Genomic DNA, 19,899 nt, shown 5'->3' on the forward strand with positions numbered 1-19,899 from the left:
GCTGAAGGATTAAGGTAAATCGGAAGGCTAAAGCGAGGGTTCAGAACAAATCAGCGGCAAAAATAAGGCTAAGCATTATTATGCTTAGCCTTTTATGTACTAGCGAAGAGTTACAAACTCTTCTGCGCTAGTGGGGTGAATCGCGACACAAGCGTCAAAATCAGCCTTAGTTGCGCCCATTTTCATGGCTACACCAAAGCCCTGTAAGATCTCATCCATGCCTAAGCCAATGCCGTGAAGGCCTACTACTTTTTGCTCGTCGCCAGCACAGATTAGTTTCATCTTGGTTACTTGGCGGTGTTGGGTAACGGCGGTGTACATGGCTCCAAAGCTAGAGTTATACACTTTCACGTTATCTTCACCGTATTGAGCAATAGCTTCCGGCTCGGTTAAACCAATGGTACCAATGGCCGGGTGACTGAATACTACGGTAGGAATTAAGTCATAATCCATTTGTGCGTTAGTTTGGCCATTAAATAACCGCTCAGACAATAAACGGCCGGCTTTTACTGCCACAGGAGTCAACTCAACCTTACCGATGTTGTCACCCACTGCATAAACACCAGCAACGTTGGTATTTGAGTACTCATCAACCTTAATGTAACCGTAGTCATCGGTTTCAACACCAATGCCTTCTAGGTTAATTTTGTCATTGGCGGGTTCACGGCCAATTGCCCAAATTACGCTATCTACTTGCAAGCTATTACCATTTTCAAAGCTAACAACTAGGCTGTCGTCAGCTTGTTTTTCAATGGCTTTAGGAGTGCTATTGGTATGTAATGTTGGCCCGTCTTCGGCCATTATCTCTACTAAGGTTTCGCTTAGCATAGGATCAAAGTTACGCAGTGGAGCATGCTTGCGAACGGCTAAATGCGTTTCGCTGCCTAGCGAGTGCAATACGCCAGCGAGCTCAACCGCGATATAACCAGCACCTAGCACCAATACTCGCTTGGGTTGCTCGGTCAGAGCAAAGAAACCGTCGGAATCAATGCCCAGCTCGGCGCCAGGAATATTAGGAATCGTCGGGCGGCCACCAGTAGCAATAAGAATATGTTTTGCGCGGATTTGTTCGCCATTTACTTCAACAGTATTAGCATCGACAAACTTGGCAAAGCCGTTGATAACGGTCACGCCATTATTGCCTAACACGCGGTCGTAAGAGCCATGGATACGCTTAATGTAGGCTTCGCGGCTTGCCACTAGGGTTGACCATTCGAACTTATTTACCTGAACATCAAAGCCATAGTCTGGAGCGTAGCGGTGAATGGCTTCTGCAACTTGAGCGCCGAACCACATGGCTTTTTTGGGTACACAACCCACATTTACACAGGTGCCGCCAACGTGGCGGGCTTCAACTAAGGCAACTTTTTGTCCGTACATAGAGGCACGATTTGCCGAGGCGATACCGCCACTGCCTGCACCAATGCATAGGTAGTCGAATTCTCTCATTAAGGTACTCCGAATAGGGGCCGAAAACTTGCAGCAGTATAGCCTGTACTAAAGACAGATGTTAATCAGCTTTTTGCGCTTGGTAAGGTAAGCGGATAGAAAAGTGCACTCCTTCATCAGGTTTGCTATCAAAAGCAATGTGCCCTTTAAGTAGCTGAACCACTAGGTTGTAGACAATGTGTGTGCCTAAACCACTGCCGCCTTGGCCTCGTTTTGAGGTAACGAAGGGGTCAAAAATTCTTTGAGCAATGTTGCTATCTACGCCGCGTCCCGAGTCGCGGTAGTCGATGTGCAGTTGGTCGTCTTCTCGGTGAATGGAAATGTCGATACGTTTATCACCTTCCCAGCCTTCAAAACCGTGTTTAACCGAGTTTAAAATCAAGTTGGAATAAATTTGAGTAAAGCTCCCAGGGAAACTGTAAAGCTCTAAGTCGTCATCACAATCAACGACTATCTCACAACCCGAACGTCTAATTTTGTGGCCTAAAGAAGTGATTACTTGGTTAACATTTTCGTTAAGGTTAAAGGTGTAGCAAGCCTCGGAGCTTTGGTCTACCGCCACTTGTTTGAAGCTGCTGATAAGATCGGATGCACGGCGTAAATTGTTTAGCAGTAATTCGGTAGATTGGTTGAGGTTTTGAATTAACTCTTCCATAAATTTGCGGCTTAGTTTTCCGCTCTCAATATTCTTCTCTAGCTGGTTACCTTGCTCTTGCAAGTAAGAGGCGGCTGTTACACTAATGCCAATTGGCGTATTAATCTCGTGGGCAACGCCGGCCACTAAGCCACCCAGCGATGCCATTTTTTCGGCTTCAACCAGAGATTGCTGTGCGTTTTTAAGCTTGTCGAAGGCACTGGCTAATTGCAGATTACTTTCTTCTAGTCGCTCGGTACGAGATTGCACTTTTTGCTCAAGCTCATCGTTGAGCTCTTTAATCTCTTTCTCAACGCGTTTGAGAGGGGTTACGTCGTACCCAAAGGCAATCATTCGTGATACATGGTTGCCCTCGTAAAAAGGCACAAAGGTCCACAGCAGGGTGTATTGATTGTTGGCTTGATCCGTAAGGGTTAACTCTTGGTCTTGAATAACCCGCAGTTGGCGTAAATCGGTTTCAATTTTCTCGCGCATGTCATTATCAATAAATACGCTTAGCCAATTTTGCCCTTCTAATTCTTCTTGGTGGAATCCTGTGAGCATTACCCCAGCAGGGTTAGCGGTGAGCACATTTAGCTGATTATCGAGGGTGACAATAACCGCGTTACTCGCGTTAATTACTGTGGCAGAGAAATCGCGCTCATGTGCCAGCTGTTCAGTAGCCTTGAGTTTTTGATCAAATTCATGGTCGATCTTTTGGGTCATTTGGTTAAGGGTATTAACCAGTTCTCCTAGCTCATCGTTACGCGTTTTATTGCCAGTATCAATTTTTAACGGTGCGCCTAAGTTATCTAGGTCAAGGTTGCGGGTGTACTCCACAATGGTATTTAGGTGGCGCACAATCACGTAATAAATGATGAACAAAATACCAATAGAAACTACTAAGGTTTTCACGGTTTGGCTGATTAAAATCAGCATGGCTTTTTGCCACAAGCGCTCATAAACCTGCTCAAGTGAGGCGGCCACAAACAGTTTACCGACCATTTCACCTTGATAGATAAGTTCAAATTCTTGGGATAAGTCGTAACGATCAGCAGAGCGGCCGCGCGCAAGCAAAGGCACTTCAGAAGATCCCAAGATTTCTTTTACCAACACATACTGCATATTGGGCAAATTCATAATGCCCTCAATTTGTACTTCAACTTGCTCTTCGTCTAAGTTCCATAAACTGGCGGCGATGGGTTGCAAAAAACTTACTTCAATTTGATCAATGCTTTCTTCGATAACTTGAACGTCTTGTTTGTAGTCGTAGCGAAGTTGGATAAGAGTGATGATAAGAGCAAGCAGGGTAGAACAGATAAGGATGTAGGACAGCATCCGTAATGATAGGCTGTTAGTGCCTTTATTTAAGGCTAGTTTTTGCCACAGCCCTGAGTTTTCAACTCTTGGAGTATTGTTATTATTGTCCATTAATCGATGAGTCCTGTTGGTCTAGGTTATTGATAAACCAAGAAACCAAAATAATCCCTAAGGAAATCATAGTCTAATTCAAAGCTATGTAAACTGTCCAAATCACTAAACGTGGGTTGATTTACAAATTTTTAGCCCCAGATTAAGCTATTCATAGCTAGGGTTTGTTGATCTTTCGAGCTGATTTTTGCAGCTGTTGTGGATTATTTATACAAGGCAGAGGCTTTGATGTGTAGCTTGCCTACAGGAGAAGCCGATAACGCAGTAGAAATAATCCACAAACGCTGCCCGAAGGGTTCGGCTAAAATCGTTTTATGCTTTGTTAAGGCGTATTTACCTAGAACAACTAGGCGACACACGCCTTGCCGCGCCTAAAACGATTTGATCTCGAACAAAATTTAACCGCGAAAGGTCAACAGACCCTGACATTTCTCAATCTTTAAGGATCCCCTATGAGTAACCCTTTACTTGATTTACCTGGATTACCTCCGTTTAGCAAAATTAAACCTGAACATGTGCAGCCTGCAGTAGAGCAAGTGATTGAGGAATGCCGCACCACCATTGATGAGGTGCTTAAGCACGCTACGCCAACTTGGCAAAACTTTATCTTGCCTTTGGATGAAGTGAACGATCGCTTAAGCCGTTTGTGGTCACCAGTGAGCCACTGTAACTCGGTGGTAAATAGCCAGGAGTTGCGCGAAGCTTATGAAGCTTGTTTACCGCTATTGTCTGAATACAGCACCTTTGTTGGCCAACATAAAGGTTTGTATCAAGCCTACAAACAACTCGCCGATAGCGACGCCTTCGTCAGTTATAATCTAGCCCAGCAAAAATCGATTAGTGACGCATTACGTGACTTTGAATTGTCGGGCATTGGTTTAGAAGCCGAGCAGCAAAGCCGTTATGGTGAGATTGTGAAGCGCTTATCTGAGCTATCTTCGCAGTTTTCTAATAATGTATTGGATGCCACTTTAGCTTGGCAAAAACAGATTACCGATGTAAATGATCTCGCCGGTCTGCCAGAGTCTGCTTTAGCTGCCGCTAAACAAGCCGCAGAAGCCAAAGAACTTGATGGCTACTTACTAACCTTAGAGTTTCCAAGTTACTTGCCGGTGATGACCTATGCCGACAAGCGTGAGCTGCGTGAAGAAATGTACCGCGCTTTTAGCACCCGCGCCTCTGAGCAAGCAAGTACCGATGAAAAGTTCGATAACACCGCGATTATTGATGAAGAACTAGAGCTGCGTAGCGAGCTAGCAAAACTACTGGGTTTTGATAGTTACGCCGATAAATCGTTAGCCACTAAAATGGCAGAGTCACCCTCTCAAGTTTTAGGTTTTTTAAATGACCTTGCTGCGCGCTCTAAGCCGCAAGCCGAGCGCGAGTTAGCCGAGCTAGAAGCCTTTGCCAAAGAGCAGCATCAGGTATCTGACTTAGCTGCTTGGGATATGGCCTATTACTCTGAGAAACTAAAACAACATACTTACGCTATTTCCGATGAACAGTTACGCCCTTACTTCCCAGAAGACAAGGTACTTGGCGGTTTGTTCGAAGTGGTTAAACGCCTATTTAAGGTTGAGGTAAGCGAGAAGCAAAACGTAGATACCTGGCATTCTGACGTACGCTTTTTTGAAATTAGCGACCAAAGTGGAGAGTTGCGCGGCTCGTTTTATCTAGATTTGTATGCCCGCGAACATAAACGTGGTGGCGCTTGGATGGATGGTTGTATTGACCGTCGTGTCGATGCCAAGGGTGAACTGATTAAACCTGTTGCTTACCTAACCTGTAACTTCAATAAACCGGTAGGTGATAAACCAGCGCTATTCACTCATGATGAAGTGATTACCTTGTTCCATGAGTTTGGCCACGGTATTCACCATATGCTTACCAAAGTGGATGAAGCGGCGGTTTCTGGCATAAACGGTGTGGCTTGGGACGCTGTAGAGCTACCTAGCCAGTTTTTAGAAAACTGGTGTTGGCAAAGTGATGCTTTGGCCTTTATTTCTGGCCACTACGAAACGGGTGAGCCACTGCCACAAGCTTTGTTAGACAAAATGCTAGCGGCTCGCAACTTCCAATCGGCGATGACTATGGTGCGCCAATTAGAGTTTTCGCTATTTGATTTCCGCTTACACCACGAGCCAGCCAATGGCCGCAGTGTATTGGATCTATTAAACGAAGTGCGTGCACAGGTATCGGTAATTAAGCCACCTAGCTTTAACCGTTTTCAGAACAGCTTTAGCCATATTTTTGCTGGTGGCTACAGTGCAGGCTACTACAGCTACAAATGGGCTGAAGTATTGTCGGCAGATGCCTTCTCCAAATTTGAGGACGAGGGCATTTTCAACCCTGAAACTGGCCTGCACTTCTTGAGCAATATTCTTGAGAAAGGTGGCTCGCAAGAACCTATGGAGTTGTTTAAAGCCTTTAGGGGGCGTGAGCCTAAAGTTGATGCTCTGTTGCGTCACTCTGGCATTGCTGCCTAATTTTGCGGGTAAAAGATCAATTAAAACGCGGCTAAAGCCGCGTTTTGTTTATGTAAACTTGGCCAAACTGTTAGCCAAAATCGGTGGATGTTGAGTTAAGCTTATCTAGTTATCAAATAAAGAGATGGATTAATGTTTGAAGAATTTGCCCAGTGGTTAGAGCAGGAGCAAGCTCAACTAGCCACGTCTAATTGGTTATTCGATGTATTTGTCGTGTTAAGCATCACTCTGGTGGCCTTTTTGGTTTGGCGTATTTTAGCCTCACGCATGAGCCGCCTAACCGAGAAAACCAAAACCGTATGGGATGACGCTATTTGGTTTTCGCTTTGGAAACCGATTAACTGGATGATTGCGGTAGTGGGTTTGTCATTAGTGGCGGTTGCCTTTGCTAATGCCTTGGATTCAGACTTTAAGCCTTACATCCCAATTATTCGCCAAGTGATGGTTGTGTTCATGTTTGCTTGGGCGGCCATGCGCTTTGTACGCAGAGCCGAAGAGCAGCTGATAGTAGTGGGTAAAGATAAAACTACCGTGCAGGCAGTGGCTAAGTTATGCCGAGCTGCTGTAATCATTTTGTTTTTGTTAGCGGTGTTTCAAACTTTAGGCTTTAGTATTTCTGGCGTATTAGCCTTTGGCGGTATGGGCGGATTAATTGTTGGTATGGCCGCGAAAGATCTGTTGGCTAACTTTTTTGGTGCTCTGTTGGTCTACTTTGATAAACCCTTTAAGGTGGGTGATTGGATCCGCTCGCCCGATCGCAGCATTGAAGGCACGGTTGAAAACATAGGCTGGCGAGTCACTAAAATTCGCACCTTCGACAAACGCCCTTTGTACGTGCCTAACTCTATTTTTTCTAGCATTGCCGTAGAAAACCCCAGTCGAATGAGCCATCGGAGAATCAAAGAAACCATTGGTATTCGTTATGATGACGCGAGCAAGATGAGTAAGGTGGTGGCTGAAGTAGAGCAAATGCTACGTAATCATCCCGAGATAGATACCAGCCAAACCTTGATGGTAAATTTTGATAGCTTTAATGCTTCGTCACTGGACTTCTTTATCTACACCTTTACTAAAACCACCAACTGGGTGAAATATCACGAAGTGAAGCAAGATGTGTTGAATAAGATCGTAGAGATTGTGGAAGCTAACGGTGCCGAGTTTGCCTTCCCTACTCGTACTCTTCATTTAAACCCTAGCCCAGCAGATCTAGAAGCATAATCAAAAGAGCAGAAACAGCAGCGGTGCTGTTTCTGCTAAAGCTTATAGTCGTCTATTAACCCCTGCATATTTATTCTTTGTTTAAGCGTAAAACCTCAAAAACTTACTGGTGATTTTAGCCTATTCTTATGGCTTTAGGCCAAATGGCTTTATTTTTATCCTGTAAAATTTAATTTAACCTTATCAAAATTTAGTAATTCAGCAGAGCAGTAGCATATTTGAGATAAATAAGGTTTAAATTTTGGATTTAGATCTATTTGTAGCTTAAAAGTTTAGTTGTGCGAAATATGTTGCTGTATGTGATCGGTGTATTGTTTTTAGTCTAGATAAATAAGTTGTTAAAACCCTATGTGATAGTGCCAGCTTCAGGAGGCCGACTTGTGAAACACTGCAAACTTAGGGTAAAACAACAGCCAATGGGGTGAAATCTGCATTATGGTTTAATGCGGCACTTCTGCAAACACACTCAATATAACAAAAAGCTAACATGGAGTTATCAATGACTAAATGGACAAAATCAGCTTCAGGGGTAGCGGTATCGCTAGCTCTATTTGGCGCTGCTACTTTTGCACAAGCAGCAGACACAATTAAAGTAGCAATTGCTGGCCCAGTAACTGGTCCGGTTGCGCAATACGGTGACATGCAATTTGCTGGTGGCGGCATTGCAGTAGAATTGCTTAACCAAGCTGGCGCACTATCTGGCAAACAAATTGAAGCAGTTGTTTACGATGACGCTTGTGAGCCAAAGCAAGCCGTGGCCGTAGCCAACAAAATCATTAACGACGGCGTTAAATACGTAATTGGTCACCTTTGTTCAGGTGCAACTCAGCCAGCGTCAGACGTATATGAAGATGAAGGTGTATTGATGATTACGCCTGCTTCAACTAACCCAGACATCACTACCCGTGATTACCAACTTATTTTCCGCACCATTGGTCTAGACAGCGACCAGGGCCCAACTGCCGCACGTTATATTATTGAAAAGGTTAAACCTGAGCGTGTAGCGGTGATTCACGATAAGCAACAATACGGTGAAGGTATTGCTACTTCTGTGAAAAATGAGCTAGAAGCTGCTGGCACTAAAGTTGTGGCTTTTGAAGGTGTAACAGCCGGTGATAAAGACTTCTCAGCACTAATTGCTAAATTGAAGAAAGAAAACGTAGATTTTGTTTACTACGGTGGTTACCACCCAGAGCTAGGTTTGATTCTTCGTCAATCTTCAGAAAAAGGCTTAAAAGCCACCTTTATGGGGCCGGAAGGTGTGGGTAACAAAGACATTTCTGCGATTGCTGGTGCAGCTTCAGAAGGTTTATTGGTTACGCTTCCTAAGAAATACGACTTAGATCCTGCCAACAAACCGGTGGTAGATGCTCTAGTTAAAAATGGCGACGATCCTACTGGCCCATTCGTATGGACAGCCTTTGCTGCCATGCAAAGTATTGTTGCTGGCGTAAATGCTGCGGGTGATGATCCAGAAGCTGTAGCCGAGTTCCTACGTGGTAACACCGTTGAAACGGTTATGGGCCCACTACAGTGGGACGCTAAAGGCGACCTTAAAGGCTTCGACTTTGGTGTATTCACTTGGCACGCTGACGGTTCTTCTTCAGCAGCTAAGTAAGCGCGTAATACCACACCGGCTAACGATAAGTTAGTCGGTGTTTCTGTTTTTAAGACACTAAATATACCAAACAAGATAAGTCAGCTGGGTAACAAGGTTATCAGCGGTTTGGGCCGCAACACTGAATACACTTACTTGCCGGTATAGGTGGCGTTGGCCACTAGATTGGGGCAGTTATGTCTGAGCAATTTTTCTATTTCTTTCAGCAGCTAGTTAATGGTTTAACCATTGGTAGCACCTACGCACTTATCGCCATTGGGTACACTATGGTGTACGGCATTATCGGTATGATTAACTTCGCTCATGGTGAAGTGTATATGATCGGTAGTTACGTCGCGTTTATCGTGTTAGCTGCATTGGCCTTAATGGGCCTAGACTCCTTACCTATTTTGTTATTTGGTGCGTTTGCAATAAGCATCATTATTACCAGCGCCTACGGCTGGACCATTGAAAAGATCGCCTATCGGCCAGTGCGCGGCGGTAATCGCCTAATTGCGCTCATTTCGGCCATTGGTATGTCTATCTTCTTGCAGAACTTGGTGCGACTGTCGCAGGGCAGCCGAGACATTGCCATGCCCAGTTTAATTACTGGCGGTTGGACATTTGGTCCAGAAGACGGCTTTAACCTAACTATTTCCTACATGCAGTTAGTTATTTTTGTAGTGACCTTTGTCACCATGATTGCACTAACAACCTTTATTACTCACTCGCGTATGGGACGTGCCTGCCGCGCATGTTCTGAAGATATCGGTATGGCCAACCTATTGGGTATCGATACCAATAAAGTTATCTCTCTCACCTTTGTGATTGGTGCTGCATTAGCGGCAGTAGCGGGTGTGCTTTTGGGTATTTATTACGGTGTAATCAACCCTTACATTGGCTTTATGGCAGGCTTAAAAGCCTTTACTGCAGCGGTATTGGGCGGTATTGGTTCTATTCCTGGTGCAGTGGTAGGTGGTTTGTTGCTAGGCATTACCGAGGCAATTACCGCGGGTTACTTTAGTACTGAATACAAAGACGTAGTGTCGTTTGGTTTGTTGTGTTTTGTATTGTTATTTATGCCTACAGGTTTGTTAGGTAAGCCGGAGGTTGAGAAAGTATGAGTAAGCTCAATCTCTCTGGTGCGTTAATTTCTACCATCACTTTTATGCTGTTGGCCGGCTGGCTATTGGGCATTCGTATGGAGCCAAGCAGCAGTGGTTTAAATTTGGCTTTGGCCGATGAAGGTCATCTAAAATGGTTATTTATTGGCATGGCGGCAGTATTTGTTAGCCAGTTACTTCATCCGCTGTTATTTAAGAAAAAAGCCGGAAAAGCCCCAAGCAAGGGTTTTAACTTTAAGCTGCCTAGTCCTGAGCAAAACCCAAAGGCTTATCGCTTGCTGGTGTCTTTTGCCTTAGCTGGCGCAATCATTTGGCCCTTTATGGTAAGCCGTGGCTCGGTGGATTTGGCAACGCTCACGCTTATATACGTGATGCTAGGCTTGGGCCTTAATGTGGTGGTTGGTTTAGCCGGCTTGCTGGATTTAGGTTATGTAGGCTTTTATGCGGTAGGTGCATACACTTATGCGCTGCTAAGTGCCGACGGCTTTGGTTTTTGGCTTTGTTTGCCTATTGCTGGCGCTATGGCGGCCTTGTTTGGCTTTTTATTGGGGTTCCCAGTATTGCGCCTACGGGGTGATTACTTAGCTATTGTAACGCTAGGTTTTGGTGAAATTATTCGCCTATTGCTGAATAACTTAACTCACCTTACCGGTGGCCCAAACGGGATTAGTGGTATTCCTAAACCTACCTTGTTTGGTTTGGAGTTTAACCGCCGCTTGAAAGGCGAGGGTTTTGATACCTTCCACAACTTTTTTGGTATTAGCTACAACTCGCAATACAAAGTGATTTTCTTGTATTTAATGGCCTTGTTATTGGTGGTGCTAACGGTAATTGTGATTAACCGTTTATTAAGAATGCCAATTGGCCGTGCATGGGAAGCACTACGTGAGGACGAAATTGCCTGTCGCTCATTAGGCTTAAACCCTACTGTGGTTAAGTTGAGTGCCTTTACTATTGGTGCTGCGTTTGCGGGTTTTGCCGGTAGCTTTTTTGCTGCACGTCAGGGTTTTATTAGCCCCGAATCTTTCACCTTTATTGAATCGGCAATTATTTTGGCGATTGTGGTACTGGGTGGTATGGGCTCGCAAATTGGTGTTGTTCTAGCGGCAATTATTATGACGGTATTGCCAGAGATGGCGCGTGAATTTAATGAATATCGCATGTTGATGTTTGGTTTGATGATGGTATTTATGATGGTTTGGCGACCACAGGGCTTATTGCCAATGTCTCGTCCTCATATTGAGTTAAAAGAGGAGGCCAAGGCATGAGTGCTTTATTAGATGTAAATGGCCTTACCATGCGTTTTGGTGGCTTATTGGCGGTAAACAATGTTGCCCTTAAGCTAAACGAGAAAGAAGTGGTGTCGGTAATTGGCCCAAATGGAGCGGGTAAAACCACGGTATTTAACTGCTTAACAGGCTTTTATAAACCTACCGCCGGGCAAATTCTTTACCGGGGCGAAGCACTTCAAGGTTTGGCGGGTCATCAAATTGCTCGCAAAGGCGTTGTTCGTACCTTCCAACATGTTCGTTTGTTTAAAGATATGAGCGTGGTCGAAAACCTATTAGTAGCACAGCATCGCCATTTAAATACCAACTTCTTAGCGGGTTTACTAAAAACGCCAAGTTTTAAAAAGAGTGAGGCAGATGCCTTAGCCTTTGCTGAATATTGGCTTGATAAGGTTGATCTAAAAGAGTTTGCTAATCGCAAAGCCGGCAATTTGGCTTATGGTCAGCAGCGCCGTTTAGAGATTGCCCGTTGCATGGTAACGCGTCCAGAAATTTTGATGCTTGATGAGCCTGCCGCTGGTTTAAACCCTAAGGAAACCGACGATCTAGATCGCTTGATTATGGACTTGCGTGACAACGAAAATGTATCGGTATTGCTGATTGAGCACGATATGAAGTTGGTGATGGGCATATCAGATCGTATATACGTGGTTAACCAAGGCTGTCCTTTAGCCAATGGTACGCCAGAAGAAATTCGCAATAACCCCGAGGTGATTAAAGCCTACTTGGGCGAGTTTTAGGCTGAGGTAGAAAATAACAATGTTAGAGTTAAAAAATGTTTCAACCCACTACGGCCCAATTCAAGCTCTACACGATGTAAGTGTAAAAGTGAACCAAGGCGAGATTGTGAGTTTAATTGGTGCCAATGGCGCCGGTAAAACCACTTTGCTAATGACTTTGTGTGGCGACCCGCGAGCCAGCAGTGGCCAAGTTTTGTTTGACGGTAAAGACATTACCAATAGTCAAACCCACGACATTATGCGTGGCGACATTGCTGTGGTACCAGAGGGCCGCCGGATTTTCTCGCGTTTAACCGTTGAAGAAAACCTGCACATGGGCGCGTTTTTTGCGACGAAGCAAGAAACCGCCGAGCGCATTGAAGAAGTATATAGCTTGTTCCCGCGCTTGTTAGAACGGGTGAGTCAGCGTGCGGGTACGATGTCTGGTGGTGAGCAACAAATGTTAGCCATTGGCCGCGCCTTAATGAGCAACCCTCGTTTGCTGCTATTAGATGAACCTTCGCTTGGTTTAGCGCCAATTATCATTCAGCAGATTTTTGATATTGTGGAGCAGTTGCGCCAACGTGGAATGACGGTGTTTTTAGTAGAACAGAATGCTAACCAAGCGTTACGCTTAGCCGACCGCGGTTATGTTCTGGAAAATGGCAGGATTGTTCTTGAAGACACAGGTGATAACTTGCTAGTGAACGAGGATGTGCGTAAAGCCTATCTTGGCGCCTAAATCCTTTTCCAGAACTAATTTAAGCAAGCTTCGGCTTGCTTTTTTTATGCTTACAGCTAGGGTCTGTTGAACTTTGCTGATGGATTTTGCAGCAATTTATTAGCCATTTAGGCAAGGCAGTGAGTGTGCAGTTAAGTGGTCTTAATAATCACTCGCTAACGCTGAATAAATGGCTAAGAAATGCTGCCTGAAGGGTTCGGATAAGCGAACTTTACTCTTTGTTAAGCACTTCTTGCTTAGCCCACTAGGCTTCTAAGTGCTCGCCGCGATTAAAGCCCGCTTATCTTGAACAAAATTTCAACACCAAAGATCAACAGACCCTAGTAATCTCCTTATGGTTTGTGGCTTTTTCTTTGTCCTTAAACCAGTTAAAGTGAAACAAAAATTACGGCGGTGAAAAAGATGATGGAACAGTTTGAACAAATTGATGTAAATGGCGCTCAGCAAAAGCTCGCTGCAGAAGGCGCGGTATTGCTAGATATGCGTGACCCGCAGTCTTTTTCTCAAGCTCATCCTGTTAATGCCTTTCACTTAAGCGATGGCAGCTTAAATCAGCTTATTTCGGAAACCGAGTTTGATACGCCACTTATCGTAATGTGTTACCACGGTATTTCTAGCCAAGGTGCTGCACAGTATTTGATTCACCAAGGCTTTGAAGAAGTATATAGCCTGCAAGGTGGCTTTGAAGCCTGGCGCCAAGTTGCTCCTTTTGAATCAGGTGATGCTGAGTGAAGCAATTAATCGTAATGGGTAACCCTCGGGTCGCCCAAGCTTTTGTAGATTATATGGCGGTGCTTAAGATTGAATGCCAATTGGCACCCGCTGATCAAGGTGTGGCGGTTTTCTTAATTGATGAGCAACATCTAGATAAAGCTGAATATGAACTCAAGCAGTTTATTGAAAACCCTAACGACGAAAAATACCTAGCAGCTTCTTGGACTGTGGCCGATAGCCGTAAAGCCAAATTCTCTTATGGTGGAAAGGGGCTGGTTAAAAGTGCTTTTTTTGCACATGCCGGCCCAGTTACTTTGGCGGTTTTGCTGATTTCCGCCGTGGTTTATTTGTTTATGAACATTGGTTTTGAGCGTTATTTGATGCTCAACCTTACCATTACGCCACAGTTGAGTATGTTAGCCTCAGATCAGTTTTGGCGAGTGATAACACCTATCTTTCTGCACTTCTCGGTGATCCATATTGTCTTTAACGGCTTGTGGTGGTGGCAGTTGGGGGGCGAAATTGAACGCCAGCTGGGTAGCTCTAAATTGTTGCTGATTACCCTTGTGGCTGCGGTGATACCTAACGTGGCACAACTGCTGGCAACTGGCCCCTACTTTGGCGGTTTGTCGGGGGTAGTGTACGCCTTACTGGGGTACTGTTGGTTTACCGGCTGGTTACGCCCGCAGGCTGGCTTACAGCTTAGCCCGGCTATTGTTGGCTTTATGTTAGTCTGGCTGGTCATTGGTTTTATGGACGTGGTGGGGCCTTCTACTGCTAACTTGGCCCACTTATTTGGTTTGTTTGTTGGCTGTGCTCAGGCGCTGTTAGATAAATTTTTCGACAAGCAGCAGCCCAATTAACATCAGTTGTTAATAAGCAAAAAGCCCATCGACGATGGGCTTTTTGGGTTTAATCTATCAACGAGCTTTATTGGTATAAGTACTTAGTGAACAGCAATTTGCTCACTAGCTTTTTACCGGTTTCTTGTACTAATAAATCGTTGACCGCTTCTTGGCATAAAATGCGAATTTCTTCGCGGCCTTTTAAAGACTTAATGTCTTCTTCACGTTGATGACCCAGTATCTCGATAATTGCGTCGCGAATGAGTGGTGCGTGGTGCTCAATGCTGCTTAAAGCACTTTGGTTCTCGACCATTACTTCGGCAGTAATACGCACATAACCAAGCTTCTTGCCGGTGCTAATGTAGTTAGTAATGATATCGGGTTCGAAGCCAAAATATGCATAACTAGAGTTTCCTGCTTCTTGGCTGTAGGCCAGCGAGGAGAAGAATAAGCTGCAACATAACAGCAAGCTGTGAACAAATTTCATGCGGCGGTGTGTTTCCTTGGTAGTCCTAGCTTTATTGTTTCTGTTAGCGGGCACTAGGTCAAGCTGGTGATGGAAAATAATACAAGACTTGTTAAGGGCTGTTGGCCTTTCCAGCTGATTTTGCAGTAATTTATGGCTTGTTTATACAAGGTAGCGGCTCTAGTGTTTACCTAGCCTGCTAGGCTGCACAGGTCTTCCGCGCTTAAAACGATTTTCTCTCGAACAAAATTTAACCGCGAAAGACAGAAACCCCTAGTAAAGCAGTTTGGTAACTTAGCTTAACCCCACAAATTATGCTGATAAATGTAAGGCAAATCAGCGAAGCATTCGCGCAAAGTAGAGTTTACTTTAAACCGTTGTTTACTGGATAATGCCAGTCTAATTCTTTGCAATGTGATCGCGTGAAACCAAATCAACAGCAGCCTTGCGGGGCCGATGGTAAGTGGCAATTGCCACAACAACTAAGCATGACAGCACTACAGTTGCGTGACTGGCTAGAGTACCCAGGTTCGTTAACCGCGCGCTTACGCCAACATTGCCAGCAGTTCTCTATTCAAGTGTTGTTTGAGGGGTACGCCGAGATAGCCAATCATGAGCTTAAGACCTTGGCCTGCGCAGGACCCTATTGGGTGCGTGAAGTACTGCTATGCTGTGATGGCGAGCCGTGGGTATTTGCGCGTAGCGTGATACCTAAAAGCTCCTTAGAAGGCGATGCCGCCGAGGTGAGCCGACTCGCTAATAAACCACTAGGTGAGTTACTGTTTACTGATAAAGGCCAACGACAAACTTTAGAGTTAGCCCAAGTTGACCAAAACTCGGCAATTTACCAGTATGTTACAGACCCGCAGCCTTTGTGGGGGCGACGTTCACGTTTCTTATTAGCCTCGGCACCATTGTTGGTTTCTGAGATTTTTTTGCCATCTTGTATTGCCTATCAAGGAGAAAGTGGTGTTGCAGCTAGCTAACGCAAAACCCTATTGGCAGTTAATGCGGGCGGACAAACCCATTGGCACTTTATTGTTGCTGTGGCCGGCTTTGTGGGCACTTTGGTTAGCCGCCGAAGGATTACCTGATTTTTCTGTTTTGTTGGTGTTTGTATTAGGGGTGTTTTTCATGCGCTCGGCTGGCTGTGTGATCAATGATTTTGCCGATCGTAAAGTGGATGCCCATGTGAAACGCACTGCTCAGCGTCCGTTGGCCACTGGAGTGGTCAGCGAGCGTGAAGCGCTCACCCTATTTTTTGGCTTGGTGGTGTTGTCGTTTCTGTTGGTACTAAGTCAAAACACCCTTACTATTTTGCTATCTTTTGCAGCCCTTGTATTGGCGGCAATTTATCCGTTTATGAAACGCTATACCCATTTACCGCAGTTGTTTCTTGGCTTGGCTTTTAGTTGGTGTATTCCCATGGCTTACGCGGCGCAAACCAACGCTGTGCCTGCCGAAGCGTGGTTGCTATTAGTGGCTAATGTGTGTTGGACAGTGGCCTACGATACCAAGTATGCAATGGTTGATCGTGATGACGACTTAAAAGTGGGCATTAAGTCTACCGCCATCTTATTTGGCCGTTTCGATAAACTCATTGTGGCGCTGTTGCAGGCTGCCAGTTTGCTGTGCTTGGCGCTTTTAGGTCATGTGAAGCAATTAGGTTTTATCTTTGATCTTGGTTTGCTCGCTGCAGCGGTATTGTTTGTCTATCAGCAAAAATTGATTAGGTATCGTGAGCGAGAAGCGTGTTTCCAAGCTTTTTTAAACAACAACTATGTAGGTTTGGCGGTGTTTATAGGCATAGCCAGCCATTATGCATGGCTGGCTATTAGTGCGGCTTAAGCTTCTAAATCTAACAATTCACTGATCGATTGGTACACCCCATCGGCCAGCAGTGGCGAGAGTTGTTTAAACAAACCCTCTGCCGATTGACTGTCGCTTAAGCCCTGCTCGCGGATTAGTGAGAGTAAGTTAGTGGTAATGCGTTTGTCGTAATATTCCGGCGCGTCGATATTGTGCAATTGCGCTAAACGTTGTGCGCCGGCCAATGCTTGCTGTTCCAACTCTGCACGCTCTAGGTGAGGACGCTTGGCCAACAACGCCGCAACAATGGCGTAGCGGTGCAAGCTTTCTTGAGCCACTTGGGCTAGCAGCAACAAACGCCCACGACGTTGGCTGTCAATGTTAAAGCAATCGCCTTGATCACTGATTAGTTTTAGCGTGGCAAATTCTTCTAAGTAGCGGTCAGCAAGATCGCTCATGTCACTTACTTGATAACGCAGGAACAATTCACCTTTTAGCAAAGGATAAAGCTGCTCAAGTAAGGCGACCAATTGGCTACGGCACAGGCTACGATGTTGCAATAACGCGGTGGCGATAAAGGCTGGAATAATTAGCAAATGGATAATGTTATTGCGATAGAAATTAAGCAGTACCTGCTGTTTTTCATCTAGGCCAATAATTTCGCCTAAGTAGTCGCTGCGAATTTCAAACTTGTCGAGGCTAATAGCCTGATCCAGCAGAGTTTCTGCATCTACTTCCGGTAGCGTTACATGGTCACTATAAGGCACATTTTCGATTAAAGATGTGTATAAACTTATCTGCTTAACCAGTTGCTTGCGCGGCAGGGCTCGGTTCTCGGCAGCCAATAAAATAGTGGCGCTTAAACACAAACCATTTACCGCAGCGGCGCTGTTAATATTCACCATTAATTGGTTGGAAATATCGTTAACCGCAGGCACCAACCAGTTGGGTTTTAAACCTTCTTCTGGGTGTTCTCGCCACTCCGGCGCTAGTTTGTTTAAGCTTTGGTTTACGTTAATCGGCTCGCCAAAGTTTACATAGCCGTGGCCAAAGTTGCGCAATTTACGCAGCATGCCAAACAGCGAGAATAACGATTCTTTATCTTTAGATTTTCCTTTTAACTCTTTGTAGTAAGTGCCTACTTCCATTACGTGTTCGTAACCAAAGTACACGGGAACAATAGTTACCGGACGCTCTAAGCCTTTTAGCATCGCTTGAACGGTCATGGCTAACATGCCGGTTTTAGGTGGCAATAAACGCCCTGTGCGGCTGCGACCGCCCTCGGTAAAGTACTCTACTGAATAACCGCGGCTGAATAGCTGCCCTAAGTACTCTCTAAATACGGTGGAGTAGAGTTTGTTACCTTTGAAACTGCGGCGAATAAAAAACGCGCCAGAGCGGCGAAAGAACGGACCGGCAGGCCAGAAGTTTAAGTTTACCCCAGCTGCAATGTGCGGCGGCACCATGCCTTGGTGGTATAAAACATAAGACAGCAGTAGGTAGTCCATGTGGCTACGATGACAAGGTGCGTAAACTATTTCATGGCCTTCTTGGGCCAGTTTACGCACTTTTTCTGCGTGGTTTACTTCAATGCCTGAATAGATTTTGTTCCAAACCCAACTGAGTACCGCGTCGGCCATGCGTAAGTTACGGTAGGAGAAGTCGGCAGCAATTTCTTCTAAATATTTTAAGGCGGCTTGGCGAGCGGCAGCCTTGTCGATGTTCTTGGCTTTTGCTTCTTCATTAATCGCTTCACGAATGGTTGCCGAAGCCAGTAGCTGCTCAAACATGTGGCGACGGTTTGGTAACTTGGGGCCGGTTGCGATCATTTGCATGCGGCTAAAGTGAATTCGGGCAACACGTGCCAGTTTGTGGCCAATACGTTTGTCTGAGCCTTGGCGTTGTGCCATGTCTTTAAGCGAAACCGGTGGACTAAAACGGACTAAGTTTTCGCGGCCTTTAAAGATAACCTGCCAGGTTTTCTTTAACACCCCGGCTGGGCGTTCTGGCTTGCCGCCCATTAAGTCATCCACGCTTTCGCGCCCCGGGTAACGGTCCCAAAATAACTTAACTGGCACCAACTGCGCGTTGTGACTTTCGTCACTACGGTGAATGGCCAAGGCAGAGGTAAACTGCTCAATGGTTTGCTCTAGGGTTTCGCCGTTGCCATCAACTAAAAAAGCTACCCGTTTATGCGCTTCGCCAGCAAACATTACCGGTTCAAAGGGATCGGGTAAGCCAAGTTCTTTACAGGCGAGTTGCAGAGTTAATACATCGGCCAATGAATGACTAGGGATCACATAAATAATCGGCTGAGTTAAATCTAAATTGAACTCAGTGATGGGATTGTCTGGGACAAATTTTCCGCGAGTAAAAAAGCCAATTATTGCTCGCAAAACGGCTAAAACTGGAGAGGGTAAATGTAACATCTCAAGAGCTTATAGTGGTGAATTGATACAGGGCATAGGGTAGCAGACTTATCTAAATTTGGCTTTGATTTGATGCAATATCTTAAATAATTCAGGATCTAGATAAATAACTGAAATAAGGCTCAAGAGTTACTCTGGGTAGGTTATTCTTGCTGCAAAAATTCGTTTATTTAGTTGTGGATGCTATTGTTAATAATATGTTGCTAAGAATTTTCATTAGGCTTACCACGCTAAGGAATGTGTTATGACCCTGCCCACAAAGAGCTCAGTATTCGCCTTATTGCTATTTGTTTCATCAATGGTTCAGGCGGCTTTTATTACCACCAATGAAGCGGCAATGGATGAAATATATTCGCAAGCTAGCTTTGGCCAAAATATCATCGATATTCGTATTGGTACGGCCAGCGAGTTAGTGTTTCCTGAACTGCTTGATATAACCACTAGCGCAGAAGTTACCCAGTTATTTAATCAGCACGTTGGCCCAGCAAATGTAGTTAACTTCTATTTTATCGATACCATTAGTGCCTGTGGTAGCTTTGTGCTTACGGGGATTGTTGGTTGTGGTGAGTACTTTGGTAACGATTTTGTGGTTGAGTCTTCCTATGCTGCAGGATCTTTTGGTGGAGAGCTATTAGCACATGAACTCGGCCATAATTTAGGTTTGCCTCATATGAATGGTGCGTTTTTGATGAACCCATCTTTGAACAATCAAACCCTGATTACGCCTGATGAGGTTGAGCGTATTTTTAACAGCCCCTTAGTGCAAGGTGATGAAGATTACTATTGGATAGACATTAATCCGGTGCTGATTGTGGCAGAGGCTACCAGAGTTAGTGAGCCGCTGTCGGCAGGGTTGTTTGCCAGTATTCTGTTGATGCTAGCTTGGAGAAATGCTGGCTTTAAAACAAACAAGGGTGTAACAGCTTAACTGTTACACCCTTGTCATT

General features: G+C 45.0%; 16 protein-coding genes. 12 read left to right on the plus strand and 4 right to left on the minus strand.

The features are described from left to right. Positions 1–99 precede the first annotated feature (99 nt). A complete protein-coding gene (gene gorA / locus OAG1_RS01655) occupies positions 100–1,449 on the minus strand; it encodes a glutathione-disulfide reductase (protein WP_338623419.1) in 1,350 nt (449 codons plus the stop codon). 61 nt (positions 1,450–1,510) lie between these two features. Further along, a complete protein-coding gene (locus OAG1_RS01660; protein ID WP_016399761.1) occupies positions 1,511–3,514 on the minus strand; it encodes an ATP-binding protein in 2,004 nt (667 codons plus the stop codon). A gap of 452 nt (positions 3,515–3,966) precedes the next feature. Between OAG1_RS01660 and prlC the strand changes: the two genes are divergently transcribed. From prlC to glpG, 9 genes are all read left to right on the plus strand, one after another. Then, positions 3,967–6,000 carry an oligopeptidase A gene (gene prlC, locus OAG1_RS01665; protein ID WP_338623422.1) on the plus strand — a complete coding sequence of 678 codons (2,034 nt, stop codon included), beginning with the start codon at positions 3,967–3,969 and terminating at the stop codon, positions 5,998–6,000. Between the two features lie 132 nt (positions 6,001–6,132). Next, the gene (locus OAG1_RS01670; protein ID WP_338623424.1) at positions 6,133–7,218 is read left to right on the plus strand and encodes a mechanosensitive ion channel family protein; all 1,086 of its coding nucleotides are present in this window, start codon (positions 6,133–6,135) and stop codon (positions 7,216–7,218) included. Positions 7,219–7,717: 499 nt separating this feature from the next. Continuing rightward, positions 7,718–8,836, plus strand: a complete 1,119-nt coding sequence (locus tag OAG1_RS01675) for a branched-chain amino acid ABC transporter substrate-binding protein (RefSeq protein ID WP_338623426.1) — start codon at positions 7,718–7,720, stop codon at positions 8,834–8,836. 176 nt (positions 8,837–9,012) lie between these two features. Beyond that, positions 9,013–9,939 carry a high-affinity branched-chain amino acid ABC transporter permease LivH gene (gene livH, locus OAG1_RS01680; protein WP_016399757.1) on the plus strand — a complete coding sequence of 309 codons (927 nt, stop codon included), beginning with the start codon at positions 9,013–9,015 and terminating at the stop codon, positions 9,937–9,939. After that, a complete protein-coding gene (locus OAG1_RS01685) occupies positions 9,936–11,207 on the plus strand; it encodes a high-affinity branched-chain amino acid ABC transporter permease LivM (protein WP_338623429.1) in 1,272 nt (423 codons plus the stop codon). The genes livH and OAG1_RS01685 overlap by 4 nt, the downstream gene beginning before the upstream one ends. Further along, a complete protein-coding gene (livG, locus tag OAG1_RS01690) occupies positions 11,204–11,968 on the plus strand; it encodes a high-affinity branched-chain amino acid ABC transporter ATP-binding protein LivG (RefSeq protein WP_016399755.1) in 765 nt (254 codons plus the stop codon). The genes OAG1_RS01685 and livG overlap by 4 nt, the downstream gene beginning before the upstream one ends. A gap of 19 nt (positions 11,969–11,987) precedes the next feature. Beyond that, a complete protein-coding gene (locus OAG1_RS01695) occupies positions 11,988–12,689 on the plus strand; it encodes an ATP-binding cassette domain-containing protein (protein ID WP_016399754.1) in 702 nt (233 codons plus the stop codon). A 405-nt stretch (positions 12,690–13,094) separates the two neighbouring features. Further along, entirely contained in the window at positions 13,095–13,421 is a 327-nt protein-coding gene (gene glpE, locus OAG1_RS01700; protein WP_338626409.1) for a thiosulfate sulfurtransferase GlpE, read from the plus strand. Beyond that, positions 13,418–14,266, plus strand: a complete 849-nt coding sequence (gene glpG, locus OAG1_RS01705; RefSeq protein WP_040306577.1) for a rhomboid family intramembrane serine protease GlpG — start codon at positions 13,418–13,420, stop codon at positions 14,264–14,266. Before glpE ends, glpG begins: the two co-directional genes overlap by 4 nt. A gap of 67 nt (positions 14,267–14,333) precedes the next feature. Here the strand turns inward: glpG and OAG1_RS01710 are convergent, their stop codons facing one another. Continuing rightward, complete coding sequence (locus OAG1_RS01710; RefSeq protein WP_016399751.1) at positions 14,334–14,735, minus strand: flagellar basal body-associated protein FliL; 402 nt, start codon at positions 14,733–14,735, stop codon at positions 14,334–14,336. A 401-nt stretch (positions 14,736–15,136) separates the two neighbouring features. Here OAG1_RS01710 and OAG1_RS01715 point away from each other — a divergent pair, with 401 nt between their 5' ends. Both OAG1_RS01715 and ubiA read left to right on the plus strand, forming a co-directional pair. Next, positions 15,137–15,700 carry a chorismate lyase gene (locus tag OAG1_RS01715; protein ID WP_338623434.1) on the plus strand — a complete coding sequence of 188 codons (564 nt, stop codon included), beginning with the start codon at positions 15,137–15,139 and terminating at the stop codon, positions 15,698–15,700. Further along, entirely contained in the window at positions 15,687–16,562 is an 876-nt protein-coding gene (ubiA, locus tag OAG1_RS01720; RefSeq protein ID WP_338626410.1) for a 4-hydroxybenzoate octaprenyltransferase, read from the plus strand. Before OAG1_RS01715 ends, ubiA begins: the two co-directional genes overlap by 14 nt. Here the strand turns inward: ubiA and plsB are convergent. Then, positions 16,559–18,952, minus strand: coding sequence for a glycerol-3-phosphate 1-O-acyltransferase PlsB (gene plsB, locus OAG1_RS01725; RefSeq protein ID WP_338623436.1), 2,394 nt, complete (start codon positions 18,950–18,952; stop codon positions 16,559–16,561). The two genes, ubiA and plsB, sit on opposite strands and share 4 nt — an antisense overlap. Positions 18,953–19,196: 244 nt before the next feature. On the opposite strand from plsB, the gene OAG1_RS01730 reads away from it, so the two are divergent. Further along, positions 19,197–19,880, plus strand: coding sequence for a PEP-CTERM sorting domain-containing protein (locus tag OAG1_RS01730; RefSeq protein ID WP_152783588.1), 684 nt, complete (start codon positions 19,197–19,199; stop codon positions 19,878–19,880). The last annotated feature ends 19 nt before the right edge of the window (positions 19,881–19,899 follow it).

It is taken from the genome of Agarivorans sp. OAG1 (genome assembly GCF_037076485.1).
In the GTDB taxonomy this organism is placed as follows: Bacteria; Pseudomonadota; Gammaproteobacteria; order Enterobacterales; family Celerinatantimonadaceae; genus Agarivorans; species Agarivorans albus.

What these genes read in the sequence shown, in the direction of transcription:
- gorA (WP_338623419.1), bottom strand. Translation starts at nt 1,449, where the DNA reads ATGAGAGAATTCGACTACCTATGCATTGGTGCAGGCAGTGGCGGTATC.
- OAG1_RS01660 (WP_016399761.1), bottom strand. Translation starts at nt 3,514, where the DNA reads ATGGACAATAATAACAATACTCCAAGAGTTGAAAACTCAGGGCTGTGG.
- prlC (WP_338623422.1), top strand. Translation starts at nt 3,967, where the DNA reads ATGAGTAACCCTTTACTTGATTTACCTGGATTACCTCCGTTTAGCAAA.
- OAG1_RS01670 (WP_338623424.1), top strand. Translation starts at nt 6,133, where the DNA reads ATGTTTGAAGAATTTGCCCAGTGGTTAGAGCAGGAGCAAGCTCAACTA.
- OAG1_RS01675 (WP_338623426.1), top strand. Translation starts at nt 7,718, where the DNA reads ATGACTAAATGGACAAAATCAGCTTCAGGGGTAGCGGTATCGCTAGCT.
- livH (WP_016399757.1), top strand. Translation starts at nt 9,013, where the DNA reads ATGTCTGAGCAATTTTTCTATTTCTTTCAGCAGCTAGTTAATGGTTTA.
- OAG1_RS01685 (WP_338623429.1), top strand. Translation starts at nt 9,936, where the DNA reads ATGAGTAAGCTCAATCTCTCTGGTGCGTTAATTTCTACCATCACTTTT.
- livG (WP_016399755.1), top strand. Translation starts at nt 11,204, where the DNA reads ATGAGTGCTTTATTAGATGTAAATGGCCTTACCATGCGTTTTGGTGGC.
- OAG1_RS01695 (WP_016399754.1), top strand. Translation starts at nt 11,988, where the DNA reads ATGTTAGAGTTAAAAAATGTTTCAACCCACTACGGCCCAATTCAAGCT.
- glpE (WP_338626409.1), top strand. Translation starts at nt 13,095, where the DNA reads ATGGAACAGTTTGAACAAATTGATGTAAATGGCGCTCAGCAAAAGCTC.
- OAG1_RS01710 (WP_016399751.1), bottom strand. Translation starts at nt 14,735, where the DNA reads ATGAAATTTGTTCACAGCTTGCTGTTATGTTGCAGCTTATTCTTCTCC.
- plsB (WP_338623436.1), bottom strand. Translation starts at nt 18,952, where the DNA reads ATGTTACATTTACCCTCTCCAGTTTTAGCCGTTTTGCGAGCAATAATT.
- OAG1_RS01730 (WP_152783588.1), top strand. Translation starts at nt 19,197, where the DNA reads ATGACCCTGCCCACAAAGAGCTCAGTATTCGCCTTATTGCTATTTGTT.